The sequence below is a fragment of the Shewanella sp. 4_MG-2023 genome (genome assembly GCF_030548015.1).
Lineage (GTDB): Bacteria > Pseudomonadota > Gammaproteobacteria > Enterobacterales > Shewanellaceae > Shewanella.
Map to the genome: position 1 here is coordinate 77,868 of NZ_JAUORL010000016.1, position 24,382 is coordinate 102,249.

At 42.2% G+C, this 24,382-nt stretch carries 20 protein-coding genes; 10 read left to right on the forward strand and 10 right to left on the reverse strand.

Translation table 11 applies throughout. The features are described from left to right. Window positions 1–222: 222 nt before the first annotated feature. From Q4546_RS10860 to Q4546_RS10885, 6 genes are all read left to right on the forward strand, one after another. Window positions 223–1,782, forward strand: coding sequence for a polysaccharide lyase 6 family protein (locus Q4546_RS10860; RefSeq protein WP_102475849.1), 1,560 nt, complete (start codon window positions 223–225; stop codon window positions 1,780–1,782). A 50-nt stretch (window positions 1,783–1,832) separates the two neighbouring features. Beyond that, window positions 1,833–3,452 carry a chondroitinase-B domain-containing protein gene (locus tag Q4546_RS10865; protein ID WP_303446264.1) on the forward strand — a complete coding sequence of 540 codons (1,620 nt, stop codon included), beginning with the start codon at window positions 1,833–1,835 and terminating at the stop codon, window positions 3,450–3,452. Between the two features lie 50 nt (window positions 3,453–3,502). Further along, window positions 3,503–4,327: a hypothetical protein gene (locus Q4546_RS10870; RefSeq protein ID WP_102436346.1), complete on the forward strand. Its 825-nt coding sequence runs from the start codon at window positions 3,503–3,505 to the stop codon at window positions 4,325–4,327. Window positions 4,328–4,928: 601 nt separating this feature from the next. Continuing rightward, on the forward strand, window positions 4,929–5,645 hold the full coding sequence (locus Q4546_RS10875; RefSeq protein WP_076541842.1) for a FadR/GntR family transcriptional regulator: 717 nt from the start codon (window positions 4,929–4,931) through the stop codon (window positions 5,643–5,645). Between the two features lie 204 nt (window positions 5,646–5,849). Then, window positions 5,850–7,715, forward strand: coding sequence for a DUF294 nucleotidyltransferase-like domain-containing protein (locus Q4546_RS10880; protein ID WP_102475846.1), 1,866 nt, complete (start codon window positions 5,850–5,852; stop codon window positions 7,713–7,715). Beyond that, entirely contained in the window at window positions 7,716–8,426 is a 711-nt protein-coding gene (locus Q4546_RS10885) for a 3'-5' exonuclease (RefSeq protein ID WP_102437249.1), read from the forward strand. Window positions 8,427–8,682: 256 nt separating this feature from the next. Here Q4546_RS10885 and Q4546_RS10890 read toward each other — a convergent pair whose 3' ends face one another. The 3 genes from Q4546_RS10890 to Q4546_RS10900 all read right to left on the reverse strand — a co-directional run bounded on the left by Q4546_RS10890 (window position 8,683) and on the right by Q4546_RS10900 (window position 10,677). Continuing rightward, window positions 8,683–9,306, reverse strand: a complete 624-nt coding sequence (locus Q4546_RS10890) for a bifunctional 4-hydroxy-2-oxoglutarate aldolase/2-dehydro-3-deoxy-phosphogluconate aldolase (protein ID WP_102437247.1) — start codon at window positions 9,304–9,306, stop codon at window positions 8,683–8,685. A 78-nt stretch (window positions 9,307–9,384) separates the two neighbouring features. Next, window positions 9,385–10,326, reverse strand: coding sequence for a sugar kinase (locus Q4546_RS10895; protein ID WP_303446265.1), 942 nt, complete (start codon window positions 10,324–10,326; stop codon window positions 9,385–9,387). A gap of 18 nt (window positions 10,327–10,344) precedes the next feature. Then, window positions 10,345–10,677 carry a cupin domain-containing protein gene (locus Q4546_RS10900; protein WP_102437243.1) on the reverse strand — a complete coding sequence of 111 codons (333 nt, stop codon included), beginning with the start codon at window positions 10,675–10,677 and terminating at the stop codon, window positions 10,345–10,347. Window positions 10,678–11,113: 436 nt separating this feature from the next. Between Q4546_RS10900 and Q4546_RS10905 the strand changes: the two genes are divergently transcribed. Together Q4546_RS10905 and Q4546_RS10910 are read left to right on the forward strand one after the other, a co-directional pair. Further along, complete coding sequence (locus tag Q4546_RS10905) at window positions 11,114–13,249, forward strand: heparinase II/III family protein (protein WP_303446266.1); 2,136 nt, start codon at window positions 11,114–11,116, stop codon at window positions 13,247–13,249. Between the two features lie 4 nt (window positions 13,250–13,253). Then, window positions 13,254–15,404, forward strand: a complete 2,151-nt coding sequence (locus tag Q4546_RS10910; RefSeq protein WP_303446267.1) for a heparinase II/III family protein — start codon at window positions 13,254–13,256, stop codon at window positions 15,402–15,404. A 135-nt stretch (window positions 15,405–15,539) separates the two neighbouring features. Here the strand turns inward: Q4546_RS10910 and pstB are convergent, their stop codons facing one another. The 4 genes from pstB to Q4546_RS10930 form a co-directional block, all read right to left on the reverse strand. After that, on the reverse strand, window positions 15,540–16,289 hold the full coding sequence (gene pstB / locus Q4546_RS10915) for a phosphate ABC transporter ATP-binding protein PstB (RefSeq protein ID WP_102439903.1): 750 nt from the start codon (window positions 16,287–16,289) through the stop codon (window positions 15,540–15,542). A gap of 12 nt (window positions 16,290–16,301) precedes the next feature. Continuing rightward, entirely contained in the window at window positions 16,302–17,165 is an 864-nt protein-coding gene (pstA, locus tag Q4546_RS10920) for a phosphate ABC transporter permease PstA (RefSeq protein ID WP_303446268.1), read from the reverse strand. After that, the gene (gene pstC / locus Q4546_RS10925) at window positions 17,165–18,076 is read right to left on the reverse strand and encodes a phosphate ABC transporter permease subunit PstC (RefSeq protein ID WP_076541861.1); all 912 of its coding nucleotides are present in this window, start codon (window positions 18,074–18,076) and stop codon (window positions 17,165–17,167) included. The genes pstA and pstC overlap by 1 nt, the downstream gene beginning before the upstream one ends. Window positions 18,077–18,150: 74 nt before the next feature. Next, window positions 18,151–18,960: a phosphate ABC transporter substrate-binding protein gene (locus tag Q4546_RS10930; RefSeq protein WP_303446269.1), complete on the reverse strand. Its 810-nt coding sequence runs from the start codon at window positions 18,958–18,960 to the stop codon at window positions 18,151–18,153. Between the two features lie 641 nt (window positions 18,961–19,601). On the opposite strand from Q4546_RS10930, the gene Q4546_RS10935 reads away from it, so the two are divergent. Next, window positions 19,602–20,807 (forward strand): potassium/proton antiporter, encoded by a 1,206-nt coding sequence (locus tag Q4546_RS10935; protein WP_102475839.1) that lies wholly within the window; start codon window positions 19,602–19,604, stop codon window positions 20,805–20,807. A 50-nt stretch (window positions 20,808–20,857) separates the two neighbouring features. On the opposite strand, the gene Q4546_RS10940 is transcribed toward Q4546_RS10935, so the two are convergent. The 3 genes from Q4546_RS10940 to Q4546_RS10950 form a co-directional block, all read right to left on the reverse strand. Then, complete coding sequence (locus Q4546_RS10940) at window positions 20,858–21,067, reverse strand: DUF2061 domain-containing protein (RefSeq protein ID WP_303446270.1); 210 nt, start codon at window positions 21,065–21,067, stop codon at window positions 20,858–20,860. Between the two features lie 210 nt (window positions 21,068–21,277). Then, window positions 21,278–22,180, reverse strand: a complete 903-nt coding sequence (locus Q4546_RS10945) for a 1,4-dihydroxy-2-naphthoyl-CoA synthase (protein WP_102520252.1) — start codon at window positions 22,178–22,180, stop codon at window positions 21,278–21,280. An 87-nt stretch (window positions 22,181–22,267) separates the two neighbouring features. Further along, window positions 22,268–22,615: a hypothetical protein gene (locus tag Q4546_RS10950; RefSeq protein ID WP_102475837.1), complete on the reverse strand. Its 348-nt coding sequence runs from the start codon at window positions 22,613–22,615 to the stop codon at window positions 22,268–22,270. Between the two features lie 168 nt (window positions 22,616–22,783). On the opposite strand from Q4546_RS10950, the gene ccoG reads away from it, so the two are divergent. Beyond that, the gene (gene ccoG / locus Q4546_RS10955; RefSeq protein WP_303446271.1) at window positions 22,784–24,211 is read left to right on the forward strand and encodes a cytochrome c oxidase accessory protein CcoG; all 1,428 of its coding nucleotides are present in this window, start codon (window positions 22,784–22,786) and stop codon (window positions 24,209–24,211) included. Window positions 24,212–24,382: the final 171 nt, after the last annotated feature.

Here is a 24,382-nt window from a genome sequence, read left to right on the forward strand (position 1 = left end):
TATTATCCGAACCATAAATGTGACCCGCGTCAAAAAACAAGATTAACGTTTTTTGACTTAAATGGTCAAGTTTTTTAAGTTGCTGTTTTTTATGGTTTATATTGTTTAATTTTGATTGTTGCACTTTTGATAATAAAAAAGTTTAAAAAAGTTTGCGCAATATCACAGATATGATACGACAAAAATAAAACAATAACATAATACAAATAAGGGGACGGTTTAATGAAGATTAGCTTAATTGCAGGTTTAGTTACGTTAAGTTTACTGGGCGGATGTGCCACCGAAAACTATTCAAAAGTTGATGAGGGTACACAGACTAATAAGGTCGCAATAGACAATATTGTTGCTCACGAAAAAGCAGTGATTACTTCAGGCTCAATCAAGGCCATTGATAGCGCAGCGTTAAAAAGCAAGCTGGCTTCACTTGCTGATGGGGAAGAGTTAATTCTTGAACCGGGCAAATATGCTGATTTAGGTCGTCTCGATATCACCGCGAGTAACGTTGTTATTAAAGCAAAAGTACCAGGGCAAACTTGGTTTACCGGCTTAGTGCAGCTAAACCTTGTGGGTAACAATATTACCCTCGATGGTGTGGTCTTTACCGAAGGTGGCCCTGCTGAGCGTATGGGCGGCATCACTTTCCGCGGTAATAACAACACTCTACAAAACTCGATGTTTTACTTCTTCAATGATAAATACGCTTATCAGCCAGATTCTAAGCGTGATGAATATCCAAAGTATTTATGGTTATCGCTTTACGGCAAAAACAATCAATTATTGAACAACACCTTCGAAGGTAAGCATAAACGCGGCACCTTGATAGGTATTCAGAAAGCTAAAGGTGACGAAACTGCAGATAACCATGTCATTAAAGGTAATTTGTTTTATGACCAAAAGCATAACCAGTATGAAGAGTTCGATATTAGCGATGCGATCCGTTACAACTCAAATAGCTGGGAAGCCATTCGTGTCGGCGATTCAAAAAGCTCAATCTATCCATCAAAAACCACCATTGAAGGTAACCTATTTTACGAGTGTGATGGTGAAACAGAGTTAGTGTCATTTAAGTCAGCTGGCAACGTGCTACGTGGTAACACCATTATTAACAGCGCTTCAATGGTGTCATTGCGTCACGGTATCAATAATGTGGTTGAAGACAATGTCATCCTTGGTAATGGCAAACGTTACTCAGGTGGTATTCGCTTATATGACGAAGGCCATATTATTCGTAACAACTACATTGAGCGAGTCATGGGTACCGGCAATGTCCGTGGTGGCATCGCCATTAATACCGGCATTACCGATGTGCAACAAGGTGAGCGATTAAGCCAAGACGTCAAAGGTAAAGGCTTAAACAAACAAGCGACGCCAAACAAGGTGTTAATCGAAAACAACACTGTGATTAACTCGCGTCAAAACGTCTTATATTCAGACAAAAAACACCGCGTAAGCCTCTATGACAATCAAAAAGTATCGACGGTATTTGCTGGTGTCGATATGACCTTTAATAACAACTTATCTTACGCCGCAGTGAAAAAGTCTTTAGCCCTAAAAGGTAATGATGAAGTAGCTAAGCTGGTTAACCCTACCTATAACAACGAAGTCTATTTTGGTCCTATCCAAGCGGTAGATTTACCAGCAGAAGGTATTAGCACTGCTGAGCCAAAGCTTATTGTTGCACCGAATGGTTTGCTTGAAGCGGCAGATTTAGATGTGGGCGCGAAGGGCTTAAAAGTACTGACCATGGCAGATGTTGGTGCCAGTTACACAATCCAAAAGTAATGCAAAAAAGAATTCGATTAAAATAATAAACTTAGAAAAAAGGAAGTTGTATGAAACTTAATAAATTATCGTTATTTATTAGTGCTGTTTTCGCTGTAACAACGCTATCTGCCTGTGATTTTTATGATAAGCCGATAACTGAAGATCCAACAGACCCTACTGATCCAACAGATCCAACCGACCCAATTGAACCGGTAGGGGATTTAGTCCCTGATTTGGTATTTAGTGATGCTGATTTGAGCACTCTTAAAGCGGCTATTGACGGCGCGACTGACGTTAATGAAGATGGTCAAATCGTTATCTTATTAGATAATACTGCCAGCTTTAGCGGTTTAAGCAATTTAGTCTTAGACAGTGAAACCCCATTAGTATTATTAGGTGGTGAACCGACTTATGATGGCCTAGAAGGCTCTGAATATGGCGCGGCGGCACAAATTATAGGTGGCGAAGGTTGTGTGGTTATCTCTGCTGATAACATTCAGTTACGTAACATTACTTTTAAAGACGTTACTCCAATCTGTAAAGACAGTTCAACCACCACCCTAATCAACGTAGGTACTTCATCATCAATGGGTGAGGCTTATGAAACCGTTGAGAGTAAGCCTGCTGGCGTGGTGTTATCACAACTGACCATTGATGGTGAAAACCTTGCATCAAATGGCCAGGATGATCCATTAGATTGGATTATGGTGCGCGGTGAAGGCACTCAAATCATCTATAACGCCTTTACTAACAAACCGACAGAAGAAGGCTCTTTCATTACTGTTCAAGGTACGAGTTCATCACATAAAGATGTGGTTATTAGTCACAACCATTTCAGCAACTTAGCCCTTGATAACCCTTTTAGCGGCACCAATGACGTGTTTGCGATTCGTTTAGGCACTTCAAGCTCATCTAAAACAGACTATGTGACCAATACACTCATCAGCGACAATCTATTTACTGACGTAAATGCATCACGCCGGATGATCTATGTGCGTTTAAGTAGTAACACTATTGAAAATAACACTTTTATTAGCAGCAATGGCTTTGTGTCATTAGAAGGTGGTGAAAACAACACTGTAGCTAGCAATATTATGATCAACGATGGCTCAGGTGAAGATGATGGTAAGTACGAAGCGGGTATTCGTATTATCTCTAAAGGCCACACAGTGACTAATAACTATGTCTACAACAATAGCCGTTCTAAAACCGGTAATGAAGTGGGCGCTATTTCAGTACTAGATGAAGAAATCGATGCTGGCGTAACGCTCAAAGCCCCATCAACAGTTGCTAACAACACGATTGTGAGTGCCAAACAAGGTTTCATCATTGGTAAATCTGGTGCATGTACCGATGACTCAGTGGTTAATCTTACCGACAACCTAGTGGCAAACGGTGTTGACGGTGTTGATTCTAGTGACAAGGGTGTACGTGATGACTGCTTACTTGGTGAAGGTTCTACTTGGTCTGGCAACATGTTTGCGGTAACCACGTTATCAAGCAATGATAACTACGAAGAAGTGACAGGAGAGCGTGAAAACTTAGGTAATGGCACTGCTGAATTAACAGAATCTGCTGAAGATTCAAAATTATTCCTTGCAACTCCAGAAGGTAATGTTGCTGGTAAAGGCGCAACAGGCTTAGTGATCCTTACTGAAGCAGAGGTTGGCCCAGAGTCAGCTGAATAAGCTCGCGTTATTAACTGGATTTGATTAAAAAAATAATTAGGAATATCAGAATGAAAAAGTATTTAGCAATTGCTGTTTTAGGTGCCTTAAGCTTTAACGCTGCAGCAGAAGATGATGATAATCTACGCCCTGGTAAAAGTACCATTGCCATTAAATGGGAACATAAACTGCTTGATGGTCGTACCGACCGCCCTAAAGTCGAGTTTGGCCATCGTATGCGCAACGGCTTTAAGTTTGGTGTTGAACAAGCGTGGCAATATGATCGCAGCAAGTCTGAAAAAGAAGTGGGTTTTGCCCCTGAGCAGTACGAGTTGACATTCAAAACAGATTATCAAACGCGTTGGGGCGATAATAACGAGCACCAGGCGGGCCCAGTATTAGATTATCAAACCAAAGAAACTGCCAACAGTATCCGATTTGGTGGTTACTATGGTTATAAAATTAATAGCGATTGGCAGGTAAAAGTGCGTGCACGTTATAGTCAGCACCTTGACCGTATCTCACTAAAAGATGATCCGGCCGATAGCTACTACCGCGATGACAAAAACAAAGAAATGCGTTACGACATGTGGCTGACGTACCGTTGGGATAACTTCCGCTTTGTTTATAACTTGATCCACTATAGCAAAATCTCATCATACAAGAACGACAGTGGTGTAGAGCAGCATGTATACAGTAATGGTGATCGCAGTTTATTTGAGCACGAGTTTACCGCGAACTACCGTTTCCCACATGCGAAAAAGCACACAGTATACGGTAAATTTAAGCTGAAAACTGAGATGCTTAAAGACAGCCATATGGTAGAAAACAGTGGTTACGATTGGTACGGTAAGCGTGATAACGCTATCGAGCTTGGTTATAAATACAGCTTCTAATGTTTAGCTGTTAATTTAATGAATAAATAACTATTGGGATTTTATCTAATTCCTTGGTTTTTAGTGATTAATTAACAAGAAGTCTGACTTGAAATGCTGCTTTGTCCTTGGTGACAGGCAGCATTTTTTTTACCCTTAACACTGAAATAAAGATTATTTTTGATTTTTGTGAGCTTGTCAGTATTAACTATGAACAAGGATTAAGTATTAATCTTCAATTAAGGTTATTATAATTACATTAATATTATTACTGGTCTAAAACGGGTGAATGTTAAACGATGCCATATACTAGTTAAAAGAGTATCAGTCGGCGTTATAGTTCATTGTAAAAGACATAGTTTAACAAACTTTATTGGCTGACAAGTGTAATAGATTTCACTGTTATTACTTGCTAATCATCTAATATATAGAGTAAAAATATTTTATACTGCTGACTTTAATATTTGCGTCAAGGCCTAACTTAGCTAAAATGTTGTGGTTATCAATTGCCATTGTTAAACCTCTGCTTATCAGCAAGGCTCCTTTGCTTTGTATCTTTGTGATACAAGTTATTATGTCTTTTGTATTAATTAATGTGTAAATCATAGGTGGGTATTACTACATGAGCACAAAATTTACACCAATTGGTGGCGAAAAACGCAGCTTACATGTGCAAGTGGCATGTGAAATGGCTCGTAGTATTATTTCTGGTGATTTGCCACAGGGTGAGATTATCCCTGGGGAAATGGACCTTTGTACTCAGTTTGGTGTCAGCCGTACCGCATTGCGAGAAGCGATTAAGCTATTGACCTCTAAAGGTTTGTTGGAGTCTAAGCCCAAAGTCGGTACCCGAGTGCGAATGCAAGAGTATTGGAATTATCTTGATTCTCAATTACTTGACTGGCTCATTGACATGGAAAAAACCGAGCATCTCTATCAAGAGTTTTTATCGCTGCGTAAAGCGATAGAGCCTGAAGCCTGTGCTTGCGCCGCCCGCAATGCCACGGTTGAGCAGCGGATGCAGTTATCCGCACTATTTCAAGAAATGGATCGAATTTCTAAAGGGTTTGACCATGAAGGTTGGGTCGATGCCGATTTAGAGTTTCATCGGTTAATCTTTATTTCGACTGGTAACAGCTTCTTTTTACCGTTTGCCAATGTGTTAACCACGATGTTTAAGAGCTTCTTCCACCATGCCTCAAAGCGTGGCACTACCTGTATTGAAGAGCATCGTTTAATTTACGAAGCGATTATGGCGGGTAATGCAGAAAAGGCTCGTCAAGCCAGTGAAGAGTTGCTAAATCAAAGTGACCAAGAATTAGAAGCGATTCAGCAGTAAGCTTTAATCGCTAAAAAAGGCCAACTTGTTACTGACAGGTTGGCCTTTTTTTGTGAGCTGTTCTATAAGTTAAAAAGTAGCAGTTTTTCGCAGAAGATTGCTGTCTGGTTAACGTTTTATTCCTCAAAATGCGTTAATATTAAATCATACAAATGCCAAGGTTTTTGACCTTGGTATCTACCCGTCGCTGATTGAGAGAAGATAATGGATGAATCGCTAATTCCTAATATTGTTGATTTTATTGGGCAAATTGACCCGTTTGATCAACTGTCAGGGGACGTTTTAAAAGATGTTGCCAGCTGCATTAGTATTACCTACCTTGGCCGTGGTGAGCAGATCCAATTCAGCGACGGTTCGAATGAAAAATATTTATATATTATTCGTACCGGCTCCATGGAGCAGCGTAAGCCTGACGGGGTGTTGCGTTCAAAAATGGGCCCTGAAGACTTATTCGGGTTTACCTTTTTAGAGCCCCTAAAGAATATCCTCGATGGTTATACCGCGACCGCCATCGAAAACACCTTGCTGTATTTAATTCCTCATTCAAAACTGCTTAAACTGACCGCCCAACATCAACAGTTTAGTGAAAGTATCTCCTCAGCGGCGCAACTGCGCTTACGTTCGGCCTTAAATGTGGTGTGGTCCAATAAAGAGAAAGGCCTATTTTTAAAGAAAGTTTCTGAAGTGGCCAGTGGTCATGCTGCAGTGGTTGATATTGATATGAGCATTCAAGATGTCGCCAAAGAAATGCGTGATACCTGCCGCACCTCAACCGCAGTTATCAAAAAAGACGCTAACATTGTTGGCCTTATTACCGACCGAGATATGACCAAGCGAGTCATTGCAGATGGCCTTGATATTAGTTTGCCTATTCATACGGTAATGACTACGCCTGCTATTACCATTGGCCCTGATGATTTAATTTTAAAAGCGGCATCTTTAATGATGCAGTCGGGTATTCGCAGCTTACCTGTGGTACGTGGCAATGAAGTTTTGGGGTTACTAACCTCGTCGCACTTGGTGCAAAAACATCGGATGCAGGCGATTTTCTTAATTGAGAAAATCAAATACACCGAGACTACAGCAGGGTTGGCAGAGTTAACTTCAGAGCGGCAAGCGATTTTTGAGGCCCTAGTTGATGGCAAGGTAAGCGCCGAAATTATCGGCCAAGTGATGTCGATGATCATGGATGCCTATAATCGCCGCTTAATTCAAATGGCCGAAGAGCAATTTGGCGCACCACCTTGTGATTACAATTGGGTGGTTGCAGGCTCCCACGCCCGCAATGAAATTCATATGCTGTCAGATCAAGATAGCGCCATTATTATGGATGACAGTGCGACAGAAGAAGATAAAGTTTACTTTATTAAGCTTAGTGAATTCGTTAATCAAGGCTTGGATGGTTGCGGCTATCCCACCTGTACCGGTCATTACATGGCATCGAACCCTAAATGGTGTCAGACCTTATCTGTATGGAAACAGTTTTACCGCAAGTGGGTCAGCAATCCCCAATATGGCATGCTGATGAATGTCAGCGTATTTTTAGAGGTGCGAAGCTTACATGGCAATGCTAATTTTTCCGCTGAACTGCAGCAGCACTTACATCAATTAATTGCCCAAGATCATCAGTTTTTGCATTCGCTGGTTACTGATGCCGTTCGAGTGCAGCCACCTTTAGGGATTTTTAATAAATTGGTGGTAGAAAAAAGCGGTAATAACACTAAGGTGCTTAATATTAAAAAGTATGCCTTGAATTTAATTGTCGATTTAGCACGTATTTATGGGTTAGCTGTGGGGTGTTCAGAGTCAGGGACTCGACATCGTTTTGAGTATGCCGTGAATCAAAAGCTACTCCATGAAGATGACTTTAAAGATATTATTGAGGCCTTCTATTTTGTGACTCAAGTGCGTTATAACCATCAACTATCGGCATTGCGTCAGGGGCAAAAACCCAATAATCACATGGAGCCGAGCTCGATCAGCTCATTTGAGCGTAAACATTTAAAAGATGCTTTTAGAATTATCAGTAACCTTCAGGATGCGGCCAAGCTTCGCTTTAGTGGTAATTAAATGATAAAAAAATGGCTAAACCACTTTCACCCACTAACGCGACTCAATAAAGCCAGGCAGGATTATATTGCTGCGCATCCGCAATTACCGGATTTTTTATTGGCGTTATTAACCCAGCCGTTGCCAGAGCTTGGAGCTAAGGTCACTGAACTCACCTATTTATCGCTAGACATTGAAACCAGTGGTTTGGATGCTAAGCAAGATCATATTTTGAGTGTTGGTTACGTTACTATGCGTGGCAAGCGAATTGACTTAGCCAGTGTCGGCCATACCTATATTAAAGGTGTGGTGAGGCCAGAAACCGCGGTGATAAACCACATTATGCCGCAGATGGTTAATCGGGCGCAGAAGTTGGATATTGTGATGGAGCATCTGTTTCGGCAGATGCAGGGTAAGTTACTGTTAGTGCATGGTAAGCAAGTTGAGCAGCAGTTTATTGATCATTATTTGATGAAAAAATATCAGCTACCACCCATGCCACTGTTGTGGCTTGATACCTTAGCGATTGAAAAGTCGATGACCTTGAACAAAGCTAGTCAACAAGATGGTGATTATCGACTGATATCGATACGACAGCGTTACGGTTTACCTGAATACCATGGTCATAGTGCCTCGGTTGATGCAGTGGCTACCGCAGAGCTTTATTTGGCCTTATGCACGAAATTATTTGGCAATCAAACAGGAGAGATTAAGCAGGTCTATCGCCCTTAACGTTGTGGTTTAATCGTGGTTTAGTTAGCTGCAGGCATAAAGCGAAAAATCCCCAATATCCATATTGGGGAAAGAATACCACCGGAGTGGGAGTATGATTTTTTTATTATTATTTGAGCATGGGGATTAGGTTTTCGCTAGTTTCTGCACTAGCTTTTATATCGGATTTAAAATGATGATTTGGTCTTTCTGTTAATCTTTTAATAAGCGCTGCAACTTGCTCATTTGCAGCAACTCATTATATTCACCACAGGTATTAGTTTAGTGCAGCTACCGCTTCACGAACTAAACGGCCAATTTCATCCCATTGCTGATTATCAACTAAATTCGCTGGCACCATCCAAGTTCCACCACAGGCAACCACAGCATCAACAGCTAAGTAGTCATTGATGTTTTTTGGTGAAACGCCACCAGTAGGCATGATTGTTACTGGGTAAACAGCGGTTAATGCTTTTAGCATTGATATGCCGCCAGAAGGCTCTGCTGGGAAAAACTTAACTGTGTCTAAACCCATTTCCATTGCTTGCTCAACTAATGATGGGTTGTTTACACCAGGGATAATCGGCATACCGCGTTGCTGACAGTATTTAACCGTGCTTGGGTTAAAACCTGGGCTAACAATAAAATCCACGCCTGCATCAATAGCCGCATCTACCGTTGCTGAATTTAATACCGTGCCCGCACCAATTAACATATCAGGGTAAGCTGCGCGCATATTCTTAATGGCTTGAGCCGCTGCTGGAGTACGGAAGGTAATTTCCGCACAAGGCATACCATTTTCAACTAAAACTTGGCTGAGTTTCACCGCATCATCGGCATTTTTTATGGCAATGACCGGGATAACTTTTAGCTGTTTTAGTCTTTCGTTTAGCGTGCTCATATTGTTTCCTTTTGAATAATAACTAGCGGTAATTCGCCCAAATGGATTACCTAAAACTGTTGCAGAAAATACTTAGCGCTATGAATCAAAGGCCATTGGTATTGCTGGCATTACGCTGATATCAATGATGGCACCTTTGTGCTGGATCACTTCACTTGCTAATGCATGACCGGTAAGCGCTGACTGTTGATGGCTTGCGCCCAGTAAACGTTGTGACAAATACCCAGCAGCAAATGAATCGCCCGCTGAGGTGGTATCAACCACAGTTTCTACTAAGGTGGCTGGCACACTAACTTGGCCGTCTTTGGTGACGATGAGGCACTCTTCTGCACCGCGCTTAATGACTACTTCGCTCATGCCTGCACTGAGGCTGCGATCGATACAGGTTGCCAGTTGCGTGTCACCAAACAAGGCTTGTTCGTCTTCAAACGTGAGTAAGCCAATATCGGTTAGGGCCAACATTTTAAGATAGCTTTCTTGGGCCTGTTGATGTGACTGCCACAATCTGGGACGGAAGTTATTATCAAAAATAATCTTGCCGCCATTGTCTTTACACTTTTGCAGGACGTCGAACAGTATTGCTCGGCTTTTAGGGGTTAAAATCGCCAAGCTAATACCTGATAAGTACAACACATCGTATTGACTGATCGTTGTTAGCAGTGTTGCTGAAGCGTGTTCTAACCAGAATTTTGCCGCGGCATCATTACGCCAGTAATGGAAGCTTCGCTCACCTTCGTCATCGACTTCGATAGCGTATAAACCTGGCAGCTTTTCAGACATAATTTGAACGTGCTGGGTATCTATGCCTTCTTGTTGCCAGCTTTTAAGCATGTTTTGGCTGAAGGGGTCTTGACCTAAGGCACTGAAGTAGCTGATGGTTATATTTTTATCTTGAGTTAATCGAGATAAATACACCGCAGTATTCAGGGTGTCACCACCGAAGCTTTGGACAAGTTCGCCATCACGTTGTTGCAGTTCAATCATGCATTCGCCAATGATACCGACCTTTAACATAGACATATCAGCTCCTATTTGGTTTTATAGAAAATCTTGACGAGCAGGATTGAACATATCAATTAAAATGCTGTCTTGCTCTAACGCGACGGCACCATGCATCACCATTTTAGGCGCAATATAAGCATCGCCAGCTTTAAGCACTTTTTTAACACCATCGATTTCAGCTTCAAAGCTGCCTGCAGCCACATAACCAATTTGATCGTGAATGTCGTGAGTATGCGGGTGGCCGATGGCACCTTTATCAAATTTTACAAATACAGCCATTAAATCAGGAGTATAACCAATTATTTTGCGGCTCAAACCATCACCTAGGTCTTCCCAAGCGGTTTTGTCGTCTTCATAAAATGCGTTCATTACAATCTCCTTTTATTGTCGATAGAAGCAAGTAAGCTATATTCATCAGGCCTTAGTGCTTGATTGAACTTTGTGGTATCGACTATTTATCTTGGCTAAAGTTGCCGCTCAATTTGTACGTTAATCGAACGCCACCTTGTTTAGTATGATCTAAGTGTACTAGTAAAATACTTTTATTTGTAATACAAATCTACCGTAACTGTGATCGGCTTCGTATTTGTTTTATATTATTTTACAGGTCATACATCTATCTGATTGATTTATCGGGTTAAAAATAAATTATGTAATTTATTCATTATTTTAATAAGCACAGTTGATAGTGAAAACTAAAACTAATAGTCAGTGATCCAAGTCTATTATTAGTTTATATATGCTGAAATTTTTGTTTATTTGTATTATTTTAGATTCAGATGAGCACTTTTAGTTTGAGGTTAATATGTCGCAAGCCATTAAAGCGGTACTTTTTGAACAGTCGGAAATCACATCAATCGCCAATGAATTAGGTAAAGATAGCCTAATGGGTAAAAGCTTAACCAAGTTAATTGAAGATACTGACGCGTTTATGGCGTTAGGGGTTGAAGTCCCTGGCCATAGTGAAGCGGGTGGTTATGCACATAATCGTCACAAACAAAACTATCAATATATTAACCAAGCAGGACGTTTGTTTCTGGTAACAGGTGAAGACAAGTACGCTCAGTATACAGCTGACCTGTTACTTGCTTATGCAGATAAGTATTTGAAGCTTGATTACCATGAGCAATTGAACACTAACCCACCGGGTCGTTTGTTTCATCAAATCCTCAATGAACATGTCTTCCTGCTTTATTCTAGCTTAGGTTATAGCTGTATTCGCCATTGGTTATCTGCTGAGCAGCAGCAAACCATTATCGATGGTTTATTCCAGCCAATGTTAGATATGTTTACTGATAAGTATGAATTCGATTTTGACCGCATCCATAACCACGGCATCTGGGCTGTAGCAGCTGTTGCCATGTGTGGTTTAGCCATTGATAAGCCTGAATATGTTGAAATGTCTATTCACGGTCTTAAAGGTGATGACATTGAAGGTGGTTATTTAGCGCAAATCAGTAAGTTGTTTGCTCCTTCTGGCTACTACATGGAAGGTCCTTACTATCATCGTTATGCCATTCGTCCACTATGTTTGTTTGCTGAGGCGATTCACCGTCACCGTCCTGAGCTAGATATCTTTAACTTTAACGGTCAAGTCATTGGTAAAACCGTTAAAGCAATGCTGGCAACAGCTTATCCAAATGGGGTATTCCCTGCATTAAATGATGCTTCACTGACCATGGATATTTGCGATGCGGGTGTGATTGTGGCGCTGAGCTTATACGCGAAACACTATGGTATTGATGATGACATCTTAGGCATGGCGCAGATTCAAGATACAGTGTGGGTTAATGCTTGTGGCCAAGCACTTTCAAGCGCTTTTGATAACAATGAAGCTGCTTTAAACCCTTGCTGGGCCAGTGTTGAGCTAAACGAAGGCCCAAATGGTGATCGTGGCGCGCAGGCATTTTTACGTATGCAAAGTAATAAAGGCGATGTGAGCCAGTTAGTGATGAACTACGGTCAACACGGTATGGGCCATGGTCACTTTGATACCTTAGGAGTGAGCTTCTTTAACAATGGCCAAGAAGTATTACGTGAATACGGCTTTGGTCGCTGGGTTAACGTGGAGCCAAAATTTGGTGGTCGTTACTTAGATGAAAACAAATCTTATGCTCGCCAAACTATTGCCCATAATGCGGTAGCGGTAGATCAAAAGTGTCAAAACAACTTTGACGTTAAATTAGCTGATAGCCGCCACGGTGAACCACACTTCTTTAGCGGTGATGATAAAGAAATTCAAGGTGTGAGTGCATTTTGTCGTGACTTCTATGAAGGGGTTGATCAGCAACGTAGCTTGCTCATGATAAACGACGAGCGTTTAGCACAACCCATCTTGGTTGATTTATACCGTTTAACCAGTGAGGTGGCGCATCAATATGACTACGCACTGCATTACGATGGTCAAATCGTGCGGACAAACTTTGATTATCAAACTCACGCCGAGTTATCGACGCTAGGTGATGATTTTGGTTATCAACATCTTTGGAATGTTGGTCAAGGTAAAGCAAAAGACACCACTTTAGTGAGCTGGTTACAAGGTAGCAGCTATTACACTTGGCTTACGGCATCAAGCGAAGAAGACGAAGTTATCTTTACTCGCAGCGGCGCCAATGACCCATCATTTAACTTACGCAGCGAGCCAGGCTTAGTATTACGTCGCAATGCAAAAGACACGCTATTTGCCAACGTACTTGAGACTCATGGTTACTTTAATGAAGCCATTGAAGCCAGTACTGAAGCCCGCGGCCAAATTACCGAGGTTAAGGTTATTGGCACCAATGAGCAGGGATCGGTCATCGAAATTATCGCTAAAGATTACTCAATCATTGTGATGGTCAGTAACCAAGTTGGCGTGACTGACGAGAGCAAAACTAGCGTGACATTTAACAATCAAGATTTCCAATGGCAGGGTTACTTTGCTGTTGAAGTAAGAGGTTAATACCATGAGTTACCAACCATTATTAATGAGCTTTGAAGAAGCTGCTGAGTTACGTACTCATCTAAATACAGACAGCTTAATGGGCCGCTCTATTGCTACTGAAGTGGCAGCCCTTGAAGCTTATTTACCTGTCGGCATTGAAATTCCTGGCCACGGTGAAGCGGGCGGTTATGAGCATAACCGCCATAAGCAAAACTATATTCACCTGGATTTAGCAGGGCGTTTATTCTTGATCACTCAAGATAAGCGCTACCTTGATTACGCTAAAACCATGTTGGTTGAGTACGCTAAGGTGTATACCAGCTTTGAGCTGAACACTAGCCGTGACTCAAACCCACCGGGGCGTATTTTCCATCAGACACTGAATGAAAACATGTGGATGCTGTATGCATCTTGTGCTTATTCGTGTATTCGTCATGAGTTAACCACTGACGAACAACAGTTAATCGAAAACGACTTATTCCGTCCTATGATTGACTTGTTTGTTGATACTTATGCCCACGATTTTGACATCGTCCATAACCATGGCCTTTGGGCTGTGGCGGGTGTGGGTATTTGTGGTTACGCCATTAACGACCAAGCCAGTGTTGATAAAGCACTTTATGGCTTAGCGGGTGACAGCGTATCAGGTGGCTTTATTGCTCAGCTTACGCAACTGTTCTCGCCAGATGGTTACTATATGGAAGGTCCGTATTATCACCGTTTCTCGCTTAGACCGATTTACTTATTTGCTGAGACTATTCAACGTCGTCAGCCTGAAATCGATATCTATAACTTAAAAGATCAAGTGATTAAAACCACCACTTACGCCGTGATGTCTACCGCGTTCCCTAATGGTGTGTTGCCAGCGCTTAATGATTCATCTAAAACCATGGACATTAAAGACGAAGGGGTACTGATTGCCACTAGCGTGTGCTTTAAGCGTTACTCCCAAGATGACAACCTTAAATCAATGGCTGTGCATCAAGACAAGGTTTGGGTACATGGTTCAGGTGCCGCATTATCTGACGGTGTAGCAAACTCTGAAAAACTCGCCGGTTTTAACTGGGGTAGTTTACAACTCACTGACGGCCCACAAGGCGAGCGCGGCGGTATTTCAATTTTACGTCATCGTGATGAAAAAGATGACGATAGCATGGCGCTACTATGGTACGGCCAACACGGTAGTGACCATAAATTGCATTCAGCATTAGATCACGGTCATTTTGATGGTTTACACCTCAGCCTGTTTAATCACGGTCAAGAAGTGACTCACGATTATGGCTTTGGCCGTTGGGTTAACGTTGAGCCAAAATTTGGCGGTCGTTATATTCCTGAAAACAAAAGCTACTGTAAGCAAACTGTTGCTCACAATACAGTTGTGGTTGATGAAACCAGTCAAAACCAAGGTGACACCGCCACTGCTGAAGCACGTTGGGGTGAACCGCACTTCTTTGTGGCAGGTGATAACAACATGCAAGCCATGAGTGCATTTGTACGTGGCTACTACCCAGGGGTTGATCAACAACGCACAGTAGTGATGTTCGAAGTTGCCGGCATTGCTAAGCCAATCGTATTGGATTTATTCCGCTTAACCAGTGACGAGCAGCATACCTATGATTATGTAATGCATCACAGCGGTCAAATTATCCGTACTGATTTTGAGTACCAAACGGCGTCTAAGCTTAAGCCTGTCGGTGAAAAATCAGGTTATCAGCACTTGTGGAACATTGCTTCAGGCAAGGTTGATCAGCAAGGCAGCTTGGTAAGCTGGTTAATGGGCAGCAGCTACTATTCAATGGTGAGCAGCGCAACCCAAGACAGTGAAGTCATTTTTGCCCGTACTGGCGCCAATGATCCTGATTTTAACTTACGCAGCGAGCCGGTAATGCTGTTACGTCAGCAAGGCAAGACGCATTTATTTGCTAACGTCTATGAAACCCATGGCTATTTCAATGAAGCGATTGAAGCGAGCACTGATGCTCGCGGTCAAGTGAGCAAGGTTGAAGTACTCACTCACACAGCTGATGCATCAGCTGTGAAACTGACGCTGGTGTCAGGCCAAGAGGTTAATGTGTTTGTATCAAACAAAGCTGATGTCAATGCAGACAGCCACACAAGCCTTGAAATTGCTGGTAAAACAGTAAGCTGGAAAGGTGAAGTGCATATTGGTTAATGGCCAATAAGGCTGCCTAATAAGCAGTCTTATTTATTACCAATCAAAAAAGCCCGAGCTAACCATGTTAGTCTCGGGCTTTTTGTCTTTAGCGGGCAGTATAAGCAGGCTTGGATAAACTATTTAGTAGACAGCTTAACCAAATTCACCGCTAACATAACCTTGAGTGCGGCTATCAACAGGATGTTGGAATAAGGTGGCGGTATCTGCATGTTCAACTAACTCGCCCATCCAGAAGAAGGCGGTTTTATCTGAAATCCGTTTTGCCTGATTCATTGAGTGAGTCACAATTACAATGGTGAACTTTTTACGTAGCTCGTCCATTAACTCTTCAATTTTATGGGTGGCGATAGGATCAAGCGCACTGGTTGGCTCGTCCATCAAAATCACTTCAGGTTGCATAGCAATGGCACGGGCAATACACAAACGTTGCTGCTGACCGCCTGATAAACCAAGTGCTGGACTATGAAGGCGTTCTTTCACTTCATCCCATAATGCTGCACCGCGTAGAGACTCCTCTACGGTTTTATCAATCACTGACTTGTCTTTTTCGCCTTGCGCTTTTAGGCCAAAGGCAACATTGTCATAAATACTCATTGGGAATGGGTTGGGTTTTTGAAATACCATGCCCACGCGCATCCGCAGTTGTTTTACATCAATGTCTGAATATATGTTTTCGCCTTCAAATAACACATCACCATCAATTTTTACCCCTGCCACTAAGTCGTTCATGCGGTTTAAGGTGCGCAATAAGGTTGATTTACCACAACCTGACGGGCCAATTAACGCCGTGACCTGTTTAGCAGGAATAGGCAATGAAATATTCTTCAGCGCTTGGTTTTCGCCGTAGAAAAGGTTGAGATTATTGACTTCAAGCTTGTTCATTTTTAAATTGCCTTAATGTGAATGTTTATCAAATCGAGCTGCGATAATTTTGGTGGCTAGATTGAGTGCTAGCACTAATACAATCAAGATGGTGGCTGTGGCATAGGCCTGATCCCACTCATGTTGAGTAAATAATTCTTGGGTGAGTTTATATAAATGCACGGTTAAGGTGCGGCCAGAATCTAATACTGATTCAGGAATTTGTGTCACCATGCCTGCGGTTAAAAATACCGGTGCCGACTCACCAATAACGCGGCCTGTACTCAAAATAATTGAGGTCACAATACCCGGTAATGCGTTAGGTAAAATGAGGCGCCAAATGGTATAAATCTTTGAACTGCCCAGTGCATAACCCCCTTCACGGTAGCTCATAGGTACCGCCATTAGCGCTTCTTCAGTGGTGCGGATTATCACAGGTAAAATCAGCATTGATAGTGTCAGCGCGCCAGCAAGGATAGAGAACCCAAGGCCGAGTACTGTCACAAAGAAGGTCATACCAAACAGACCGTAAACAATCGATGGAATACCGGCTAATGATTCAATACAAAAACGGATCACTTCAACCAATTTACTGCCAGGTTTGGCGTATTCGGTTAAGTAAATAGCGGTCATAATCCCCAGTGGCGCTGCGATACCCAGTGACAATCCAACCATATAAACGGTTGATACAATCATCGCCCAAATACCTGATGCTTCGCCAATGCGTGTGTAGCTACTGGTAATAAACTCCCAACTGACATGGCTTAAGCCGTTAGATAAAATGTGCCACACAACCCAAAGTAAAAATACTATGGTGAGCGCTGCAGATGCCCAAACGCCTGCCAGTGCAGCCTTGTCTTTAAACACTCGGGATTGCTTGTTTGATACTTGAGTCATTATGCATGCCCTCTTTTACGGTTTAGATAAAGTAGTCCAGCATTTAAACAAACGATAAAGGCCAGTAATACAATGCCTGTAGCGTATAAAGCACTTGAGTGGATGCCGGTTGCATAAGACATTTCCATAGCGATGTTAGCCGTTAATGAACGTGCAGGTTCAAGTAGTGAACCTGGCATAGCAGGAGCATTACCCATCACCATGATAATGGCCATGGTTTCACCAATGGCGCGGGCGACACCTAAAGCCACACCGGTATAAATTCCGCTTTTAGCAGCAGGAATTAATACGTTAAAAATACTGTAAATGTGCGATGCCCCTAAGGCTAAAGCACCTTCTTTATAAGTCGGGGTGAGTGCGCGTAGTGATGTTTCTGAAATCGTAATAACCGTTGGCAAAATCATAATCGCCAACACGATAATCCCCGCTAATAGAGTGTTACCTGCAGGAATATTAAAAATGCTTTCAATAGCTGGCACGATAACAATCAAACCGAAAAAGCCATAAACCACCGACGGAATACCCGCTAATAGCTCAACAGCAGGTCTAACAATGTTGGCGAGCCACTTTGGGGCAATTTCCGCTAAGAAGACAGCGGTTAATATTGCGACTGGTACGCCAATCATTACCGCGCCCATGGTTGAAGCAAGCGAGGCGACAATCATGGCGGCTATACCGTAAAGCGCAGGTGGTAGCCATTCTTTACCAAAAATGAGGTTTAACACTCCCGCTTCTTTAAATGCGGGTAATCCTTCATAGAAAACGAACCAGCCAATAGTGATGACCGATACCACGCCGACCATGGCGCTGAGAAAAAATAACCCGTGAAAGAGTAGTTCAACCCAATCAATTTTCTTGGCAGGAGACAGTGACACCTTTGTCGTCATGTCTATTTTGCTAGCCGTTTCCATGTTACAACCTCTATATAAACAAAAAGCAGCATAAGAAGGTCTAGGCCTTCTTATGCCATGCATTCAATCAGTAATTACTGAACGCGGATGTAGCCTTCTTCTGCAACGATACCTTGACCGTCTGCAGACATAATAAATTCAATAAATGATTTTGCTGTTGCTGGTGCGTCTTCATTTATTAACGCAATGAAAGGGCGGGCAATTTGATAGTCGCCAGCGGCAATGTTGCTATCGGTAGCTGCAACACCATTGACTGATAATGCGTTGAGTGAATCATCAACACTACCTAGTGAAATATAACCAATAGCGTATGGGTTGTTAGCAACGATGGTTTTAATCATGCCGTTACCGTTACCGACTTGAGCGGAAGGAGTAATAGCAGTTACTGTGTGGCCATCAACTTTACGTTGTAGCTGCATGATTTCTTCAAATGCGCCACGAGTACCTGAACCATTTTCGCGAGTAACAACAACGATTGGACGTGCTTCGCCGCCAACTTCGCTCCAGTTTTTGATTTCGCCACGGTAGATTTTAGAAATTTGTTCTTGAGTCAGGTCTTTAACTGGGTTTGCTTTATTTACTGCAGCAGCAATACCATCACGAGCGATAACGATTTCTTTTGTTTTTGGCGTTAATTCATTTGGTTTGATATTACGAGATGACATACCAATCATACTGGTGCCATCTTTAGCGGCGCGAATACCTGCTGATGAGCCGGTGCCCTGTACTTCAACATTTTTGTTTGTCGTATTTTGATAATTCTCTGCCAGCACTTCCATAACGTGGGCAACAGAGGTTGAACCAGACACTGTAACTGTACCAGCTTGAACAAGAGGTGCTGCCATTAAACCAACAGCTGTTAGTAAACCAATCACTTTTTTCATCACAAGTTCCACTTAATATAGGTAGTTCGTTTAATCCATTTGGATATCAACATTAGGGCGCTTCTCTTTTAAGGTTCGATTTGAAGCGAGTGCATTAAGACAGATCAATATGACAGTTAAGTTACAGTCAAAAGCGAGCAAATTAATTTGGATTAATTGTGGTTAGGTTATTGTTTTGTTGGTGTTAATTGGTTGTTACCGGTAACGGGTGGTCGAGTGAGGCATTTTGGAAGTTGGCTTTTAATTTCTTAAATTTGCAGGCTTTATGTGGATATAGTTGTAGTGGGTGCTTGGGTGCGTTCGGGGCTTGTCAGCTAGTTGTTTTGCTGTGTTAAGTTAATTGTGAATTAAGTTTATTTTAACCTTGTGTCGATATTTGGGTTTTTCTTTATGCAGTGGTTATTAACATTTGGGCTAATATGAAAGTTTTATGACAATCAATTAAGGCGCTAAAATAATATACAATTAGTAAGCTAAACCGCCGTTTGAGTGGGGTTAAGTCATCGCAATGTACACTGCAACATCGTCTTTTTACCTTTTCATTGCCAAGTTTACGAGCAACTAAGATATGCACACCGCATGCAACGCCCACTCTTACAGCAGAGTGCATCGACATTATTCACACTATATAAGGTAAATGTATGACAACAGAAATGGTCATGATTGGCATCTCAGTACTCATTGTTATTGGCATTTTATTGCACCATCCATCTCGCACCTTAGGCATACCTTCGTTGCTGATATTTATGGGGGTCGGTTTATCCTTGGGTAATGGTGAGTTTAATTTCGTGTATGACAATCTCGACCAAACTGCATGGATAGGGGGGTTGGCACTTAATGTGATTGTATTTGTCGGTGGCTTAAATACCTCCACCGATAAAATTAAAGTGGCCTATAAAGAAGGCGGAGTATTAGCGTCATTTGGGGTGATATTTACCACGCTCATCTTTGCGGCAATTCTTTATGGACTGCTGGATTTTAATCTAATCACCTGCTTGTTATTTGCCGCTATCGTATCTTCAACTGATGCGGCGGCAGTATTTTCAATTTTAGAGTCTAAAAAGCTTAAGTTAAAAGAGCAAACCGATACTGTGCTGGAGTTCGAGTCAGCCACCAATGACCCTGTGGCAATGCTAATGGTGATTGTATTAACCGATATGACACTGGCTTCTCATCAAGCGGTTGCTATTTCAACCTTATCACTGCACCTAGCGAGCCAGATTTTGGTTGCCATTGTGGTGGGCTTCTTAATTGGTAAATTAGCAGTATTACTGCTTAATCGAATTAGTTTGGCTGAATTCGGGCTTATTCCGGTATTTGTGTTAGCGAGCTTTATTATTGCTACTTATAGCGCCGAGATGCTTGGCGGTAATATTTTACTGGCGTCTTATATTGCTGGTGTGGTGATAGGTAATGGCATTAAGCGCGGCCAACTGGTTAATTTACACTTTTTTAATAGTTTATCTTGGTTGGCGCAGGCGTTGATGTTTATCGTGCTCGGACTGCAGATATTCCCGCAGACATTAATGAACGTCTTTTGGATTTCTATTATTCCGGGGCTATTACTTATCTTGGTCGCGAGACCGTTAGCGGTGCAGTTATGTTACTTGCCGTTTGTGAAGGCCAGCTGGAAAAAGCGTTTATTTATTTCAATGATAGGCCTAAAAGGGGCAACTCCGATTGTGTTTGCCTTAATACCTGCAGCGGCAGGCGTACCAGGTGCGATAGAAATCGTCCACATGGTATTCTTTTTTGTATTGATGTCTGTGTTTATTCAGGGCGGCGCTATTGCACCCTTGGCCAATAAACTTGGGTTAGAGCAAAAAGAGCAGCATAAAGCAGAGTGATCGATCAGATCATTTGATACTGTAATTGGCTAAGCCATTATAAATGGGGGTTAAGCTGCGCTGAATTGTTGCAAGGTATCTTCAGCTTTAGCTTGCTCAATGCGTTTCCAGACTTTCTCATGAAAATAGAATACTACGGTATTTACAGCAGGTTCTAATAGTGCGATAGCGCCGCCGATAACAATACTGCCTGTTAATAGATAAGTGACAGTAAAAGCGACACAGAAATGTAAGATGGCGAAAGTGATTGTTTTTTTCATGATAAATGACCTGTTTTATTAATCTGATGCAAATGATAATTGTTATCATCTAGGTTGTAAAGGTCAGTTTATCGATAGGCGTTATTTGATTTTTCAATTAAGCCGACCGAGAAATGGTCGGCTTAATTTGCTGCTATTACTATGAGTGGCTGACATCTTCTAAGTTAACGATAGTAAGCAACAGTAAGCAACAGTAAGCAACAGCAAGTATTAGTAATGCCAAGGGAACTTAGAAAAGTCTTGGTCGCGCTTTTCTAAAAATGCATCACGGCCTTCTTGCGCTTCGTCTGTGCCATAAGCTAAACGAGTGGCTTCACCAGCAAATAATTGCTGCCCAACCAAACCATCATCTGGCAAGTTAAAGCCATATTTGAGCATACGCATCGCGGTTGGGGATTTACTGTTGATTTCTTTCGCCCAGCTTAATGCTTCAGTTTCAAGTTCAGCATGGGGGATAGAGCGGTTAACCATGCCCATATCAAACGCTTCATCAGCGGTATAATTAAAGCCAAGGAAGAAAATCTCACGAGCACGTTTTTGGCCGATCATTTTCGCTAAATAAGCACTACCATAGCCTGAGTCAAAACTGCCTACATCAGGATCCGTTTGCTTAAATACCGCATGTTCTTTAGAAGCTAAGGTGAGGTCGCACACAACATGTAAGCTATGGCCGCCGCCAACAGCCCAGCCAGGTACTACAGCAATAACCACTTTAGGCATAAAGCGGATAAGGCGTTGTACTTCTAATATGTGCAAGCGGCCCATGCGTGCCACATCAGGTTTACCTTCTTCTGCGCCTTCATATTTATAGCCATCTTTACCTCGGATACGCTGATCGCCACCGGCGCAAAAAGAGTGCTGACCTTTTGCTGATGGGCCGTTACCTGTAATTAATACACAGCCGACATCAGACCATTGGCGGGCATGATCTAACGCAGTGTAGAGTTCATCAACGGTTTTTGGGCGGAATGAATTAAGACAGTCGGGGCGGTTAATCGCGATACGCACCGTACCTTGATCTTTTGCGCGATGATAAGTGATGTCTTCAAAATCGAAGTCAGTTACAGTGTCCCAAAGTGTTGGGTCGAATATGTCGGAAACCTGCTGAGTCATTTTTTGCTAGCCTTTTTCAATAGATTATCCAAAGGCTAGGCTGAAATAATTCTCAGGTCAATTGACATAGGGCAGGAAAGCCAAAAATTATATTTTATCGCAGATAAATTGCAGGTTTTGTTTACTAATAGCAGGATGTGTCAGCCCAAAACCGCAATACTCATCTTTAAATGCACTCACAGACTCATTGTCAGTAAACACGCTTTTCAGTTCAGTGAGTTCTTTAGCTGTCAGTCTTTCAATCACCTCACTGGGAATGGTGGGGATGATATCTTCCTTTCTGGTGATCTTAGTGCCCGTCATTGATTTTAGTTTTTTTTCTGTATCGTTGAATACCGACTCAACTGCAGCAATAGGTTCATCTAATTTGTCGGTTTCGGTGGCAAAGTAGTAAATAACGCCGCCAATCAGTGCTATAAGGATCCAGCCTCTCATCTTTTAGTCCAATTAAAGTGAATAAGTTTAAACAATGCGAGTATAATACACTCAATTAACACTCTATAAACGAGTGCATAGCAGTTACAGGCTATTTTTATCTAAATTAATAACGTTTTCTGTAACCTAAACAGAATTTGCCCCTTTTTTGAGTAGTAAGGCATCAAGATGACACAAGAATCTCAAACTAAAGATTACGCTAAGCAAACCCGGATCAAGATTCATCAACCCGACGCCAGTAAAGCGGATCGCTTTAATCCGAGTAACAGTATCTATGTCCGTGCTGTCACAGGACTGTGGACCACGGTAAGACGCCGTATTGGCTGGGCGACTTTATCTTTCTTTCTTATCCTGCCTTGGTTGCCTTGGGGTGATAGACAAGCCGTGTGGTTTAATTTGGGTGAACAGAAGTTCCACATCTTTAATCTCACTATTTGGCCGCAAGATTTAACCCTATTGGCAGCACTCTTTACTATTGCCGCATTTGGACTGTTTTTTGTTACCACCTATCTCGGGCGAGTTTGGTGTGGCTACACTTGTCCGCAAACCGTGTGGACATTTATCTTTATCTGGTTAGAAGAGAAGTTTGAAGGTGCGCGAAATAAACGTATCAAGCTAGATCAGATGCCCTGGAGCTTTAATAAGCTATGGCGTAAAACAGCCAAACACACTTCTTGGTTACTCATATCATTACTTACAGCGATGACCTTTGTGTCGTACTTTGTGCCAAGCCGTGAAGTCTATATTGATGTATTTACCCTTAATGCCGATATTGGCATTTATTTCTGGGTAGTATTTTTTACCTTAGCAACCTACGGTAATGCTGGCTGGATGCGTGAGATCATGTGTATTCATATGTGCCCTTATGCGCGCTTCCAAGCAGCCATGTTTGATAAGAACACTTATATAGTCGGTTATGACGCAAAACGTGGTGAAACCCGTGGCCCACGTTCACGCAAAGCAGACCCTAAAGAAATGGGCTTAGGTGATTGTATTGACTGTGACCTATGTGTCCAAGTTTGCCCTACCGGTATTGATATTCGTAATGGGCTGCAATATGAGTGTATTAACTGCGGCGCCTGTATTGATGCCTGCGATACCACAATGGATCGAATGGGTTATGACAAGGGACTTATCAGCTACACCACCGAAAATAAATTAGAAAACGTTAAAGAAAGCATCATAAGACCGAAATTGGTGGGTTATGGTGTGGCGTTAACAGTCATGATCTTAGTGTTTATCTATGCCAGCGCCACAATTGCCCCTGTGCGAATGGATGTTATCCGAGACCGAAATGCTTTATATAGAATAACCAATGATGGCTTAGTGCAGAACACCTATACCTTAAAGCTACTTAATAAAACTGAGCAAGCACAGCAATATGCACTTTCGATGGATGGTATTGAAGGATATGAATGGAGCGGTCCACAAACCGTATCAGTGCAAGCGGGTGAAGTGCTCACCTTACCTATTAGTATTGCTGTCGATCCAGGGGTGTTAGAGCGAACCGTGACTAAAATTAACTTAATCGTAGCCGCGACCATTGATGATGAGGCCGTTGTCATCAAACAAGAATCAAGATTCTTTGGTGAGTAAAGCCTGATATAACGCCTTAAAAGGGACGGTTAGTCCCTTTTTTGTGCGTTTCGTTTGAAATAGCAACGAACAAGCCATTTTCTATCGTTTTCTTCATAAAAGCCCTTGCGCTAAATCTTAACTTGCCTATAATGCGCATCCACTGACACGGCGACAGGCCAATAGCCTCAA

What these genes read in the sequence shown, in the direction of transcription:
- Q4546_RS10880 (WP_102475846.1), top strand. Translation starts at nt 5,850, where the DNA reads ATGGATGAATCGCTAATTCCTAATATTGTTGATTTTATTGGGCAAATT.
- Q4546_RS10890 (WP_102437247.1), bottom strand. Translation starts at nt 9,306, where the DNA reads ATGAGCACGCTAAACGAAAGACTAAAACAGCTAAAAGTTATCCCGGTC.
- Q4546_RS10905 (WP_303446266.1), top strand. Translation starts at nt 11,114, where the DNA reads ATGTCGCAAGCCATTAAAGCGGTACTTTTTGAACAGTCGGAAATCACA.
- pstC (WP_076541861.1), bottom strand. Translation starts at nt 18,076, where the DNA reads ATGGAAACGGCTAGCAAAATAGACATGACGACAAAGGTGTCACTGTCT.
- Q4546_RS10860 (WP_102475849.1), top strand. Translation starts at nt 223, where the DNA reads ATGAAGATTAGCTTAATTGCAGGTTTAGTTACGTTAAGTTTACTGGGC.
- Q4546_RS10895 (WP_303446265.1), bottom strand. Translation starts at nt 10,326, where the DNA reads ATGTCTATGTTAAAGGTCGGTATCATTGGCGAATGCATGATTGAACTG.
- Q4546_RS10885 (WP_102437249.1), top strand. Translation starts at nt 7,716, where the DNA reads ATGATAAAAAAATGGCTAAACCACTTTCACCCACTAACGCGACTCAAT.
- Q4546_RS10875 (WP_076541842.1), top strand. Translation starts at nt 4,929, where the DNA reads ATGAGCACAAAATTTACACCAATTGGTGGCGAAAAACGCAGCTTACAT.
- Q4546_RS10900 (WP_102437243.1), bottom strand. Translation starts at nt 10,677, where the DNA reads ATGAACGCATTTTATGAAGACGACAAAACCGCTTGGGAAGACCTAGGT.
- Q4546_RS10940 (WP_303446270.1), bottom strand. Translation starts at nt 21,067, where the DNA reads ATGAAAAAAACAATCACTTTCGCCATCTTACATTTCTGTGTCGCTTTT.
- Q4546_RS10950 (WP_102475837.1), bottom strand. Translation starts at nt 22,615, where the DNA reads ATGAGAGGCTGGATCCTTATAGCACTGATTGGCGGCGTTATTTACTAC.
- Q4546_RS10935 (WP_102475839.1), top strand. Translation starts at nt 19,602, where the DNA reads ATGACAACAGAAATGGTCATGATTGGCATCTCAGTACTCATTGTTATT.
- Q4546_RS10930 (WP_303446269.1), bottom strand. Translation starts at nt 18,960, where the DNA reads ATGAAAAAAGTGATTGGTTTACTAACAGCTGTTGGTTTAATGGCAGCA.
- Q4546_RS10865 (WP_303446264.1), top strand. Translation starts at nt 1,833, where the DNA reads ATGAAACTTAATAAATTATCGTTATTTATTAGTGCTGTTTTCGCTGTA.
- ccoG (WP_303446271.1), top strand. Translation starts at nt 22,784, where the DNA reads ATGACACAAGAATCTCAAACTAAAGATTACGCTAAGCAAACCCGGATC.
- Q4546_RS10945 (WP_102520252.1), bottom strand. Translation starts at nt 22,180, where the DNA reads ATGACTCAGCAGGTTTCCGACATATTCGACCCAACACTTTGGGACACT.
- Q4546_RS10910 (WP_303446267.1), top strand. Translation starts at nt 13,254, where the DNA reads ATGAGTTACCAACCATTATTAATGAGCTTTGAAGAAGCTGCTGAGTTA.
- Q4546_RS10870 (WP_102436346.1), top strand. Translation starts at nt 3,503, where the DNA reads ATGAAAAAGTATTTAGCAATTGCTGTTTTAGGTGCCTTAAGCTTTAAC.
- pstB (WP_102439903.1), bottom strand. Translation starts at nt 16,289, where the DNA reads ATGAACAAGCTTGAAGTCAATAATCTCAACCTTTTCTACGGCGAAAAC.
- pstA (WP_303446268.1), bottom strand. Translation starts at nt 17,165, where the DNA reads ATGACTCAAGTATCAAACAAGCAATCCCGAGTGTTTAAAGACAAGGCT.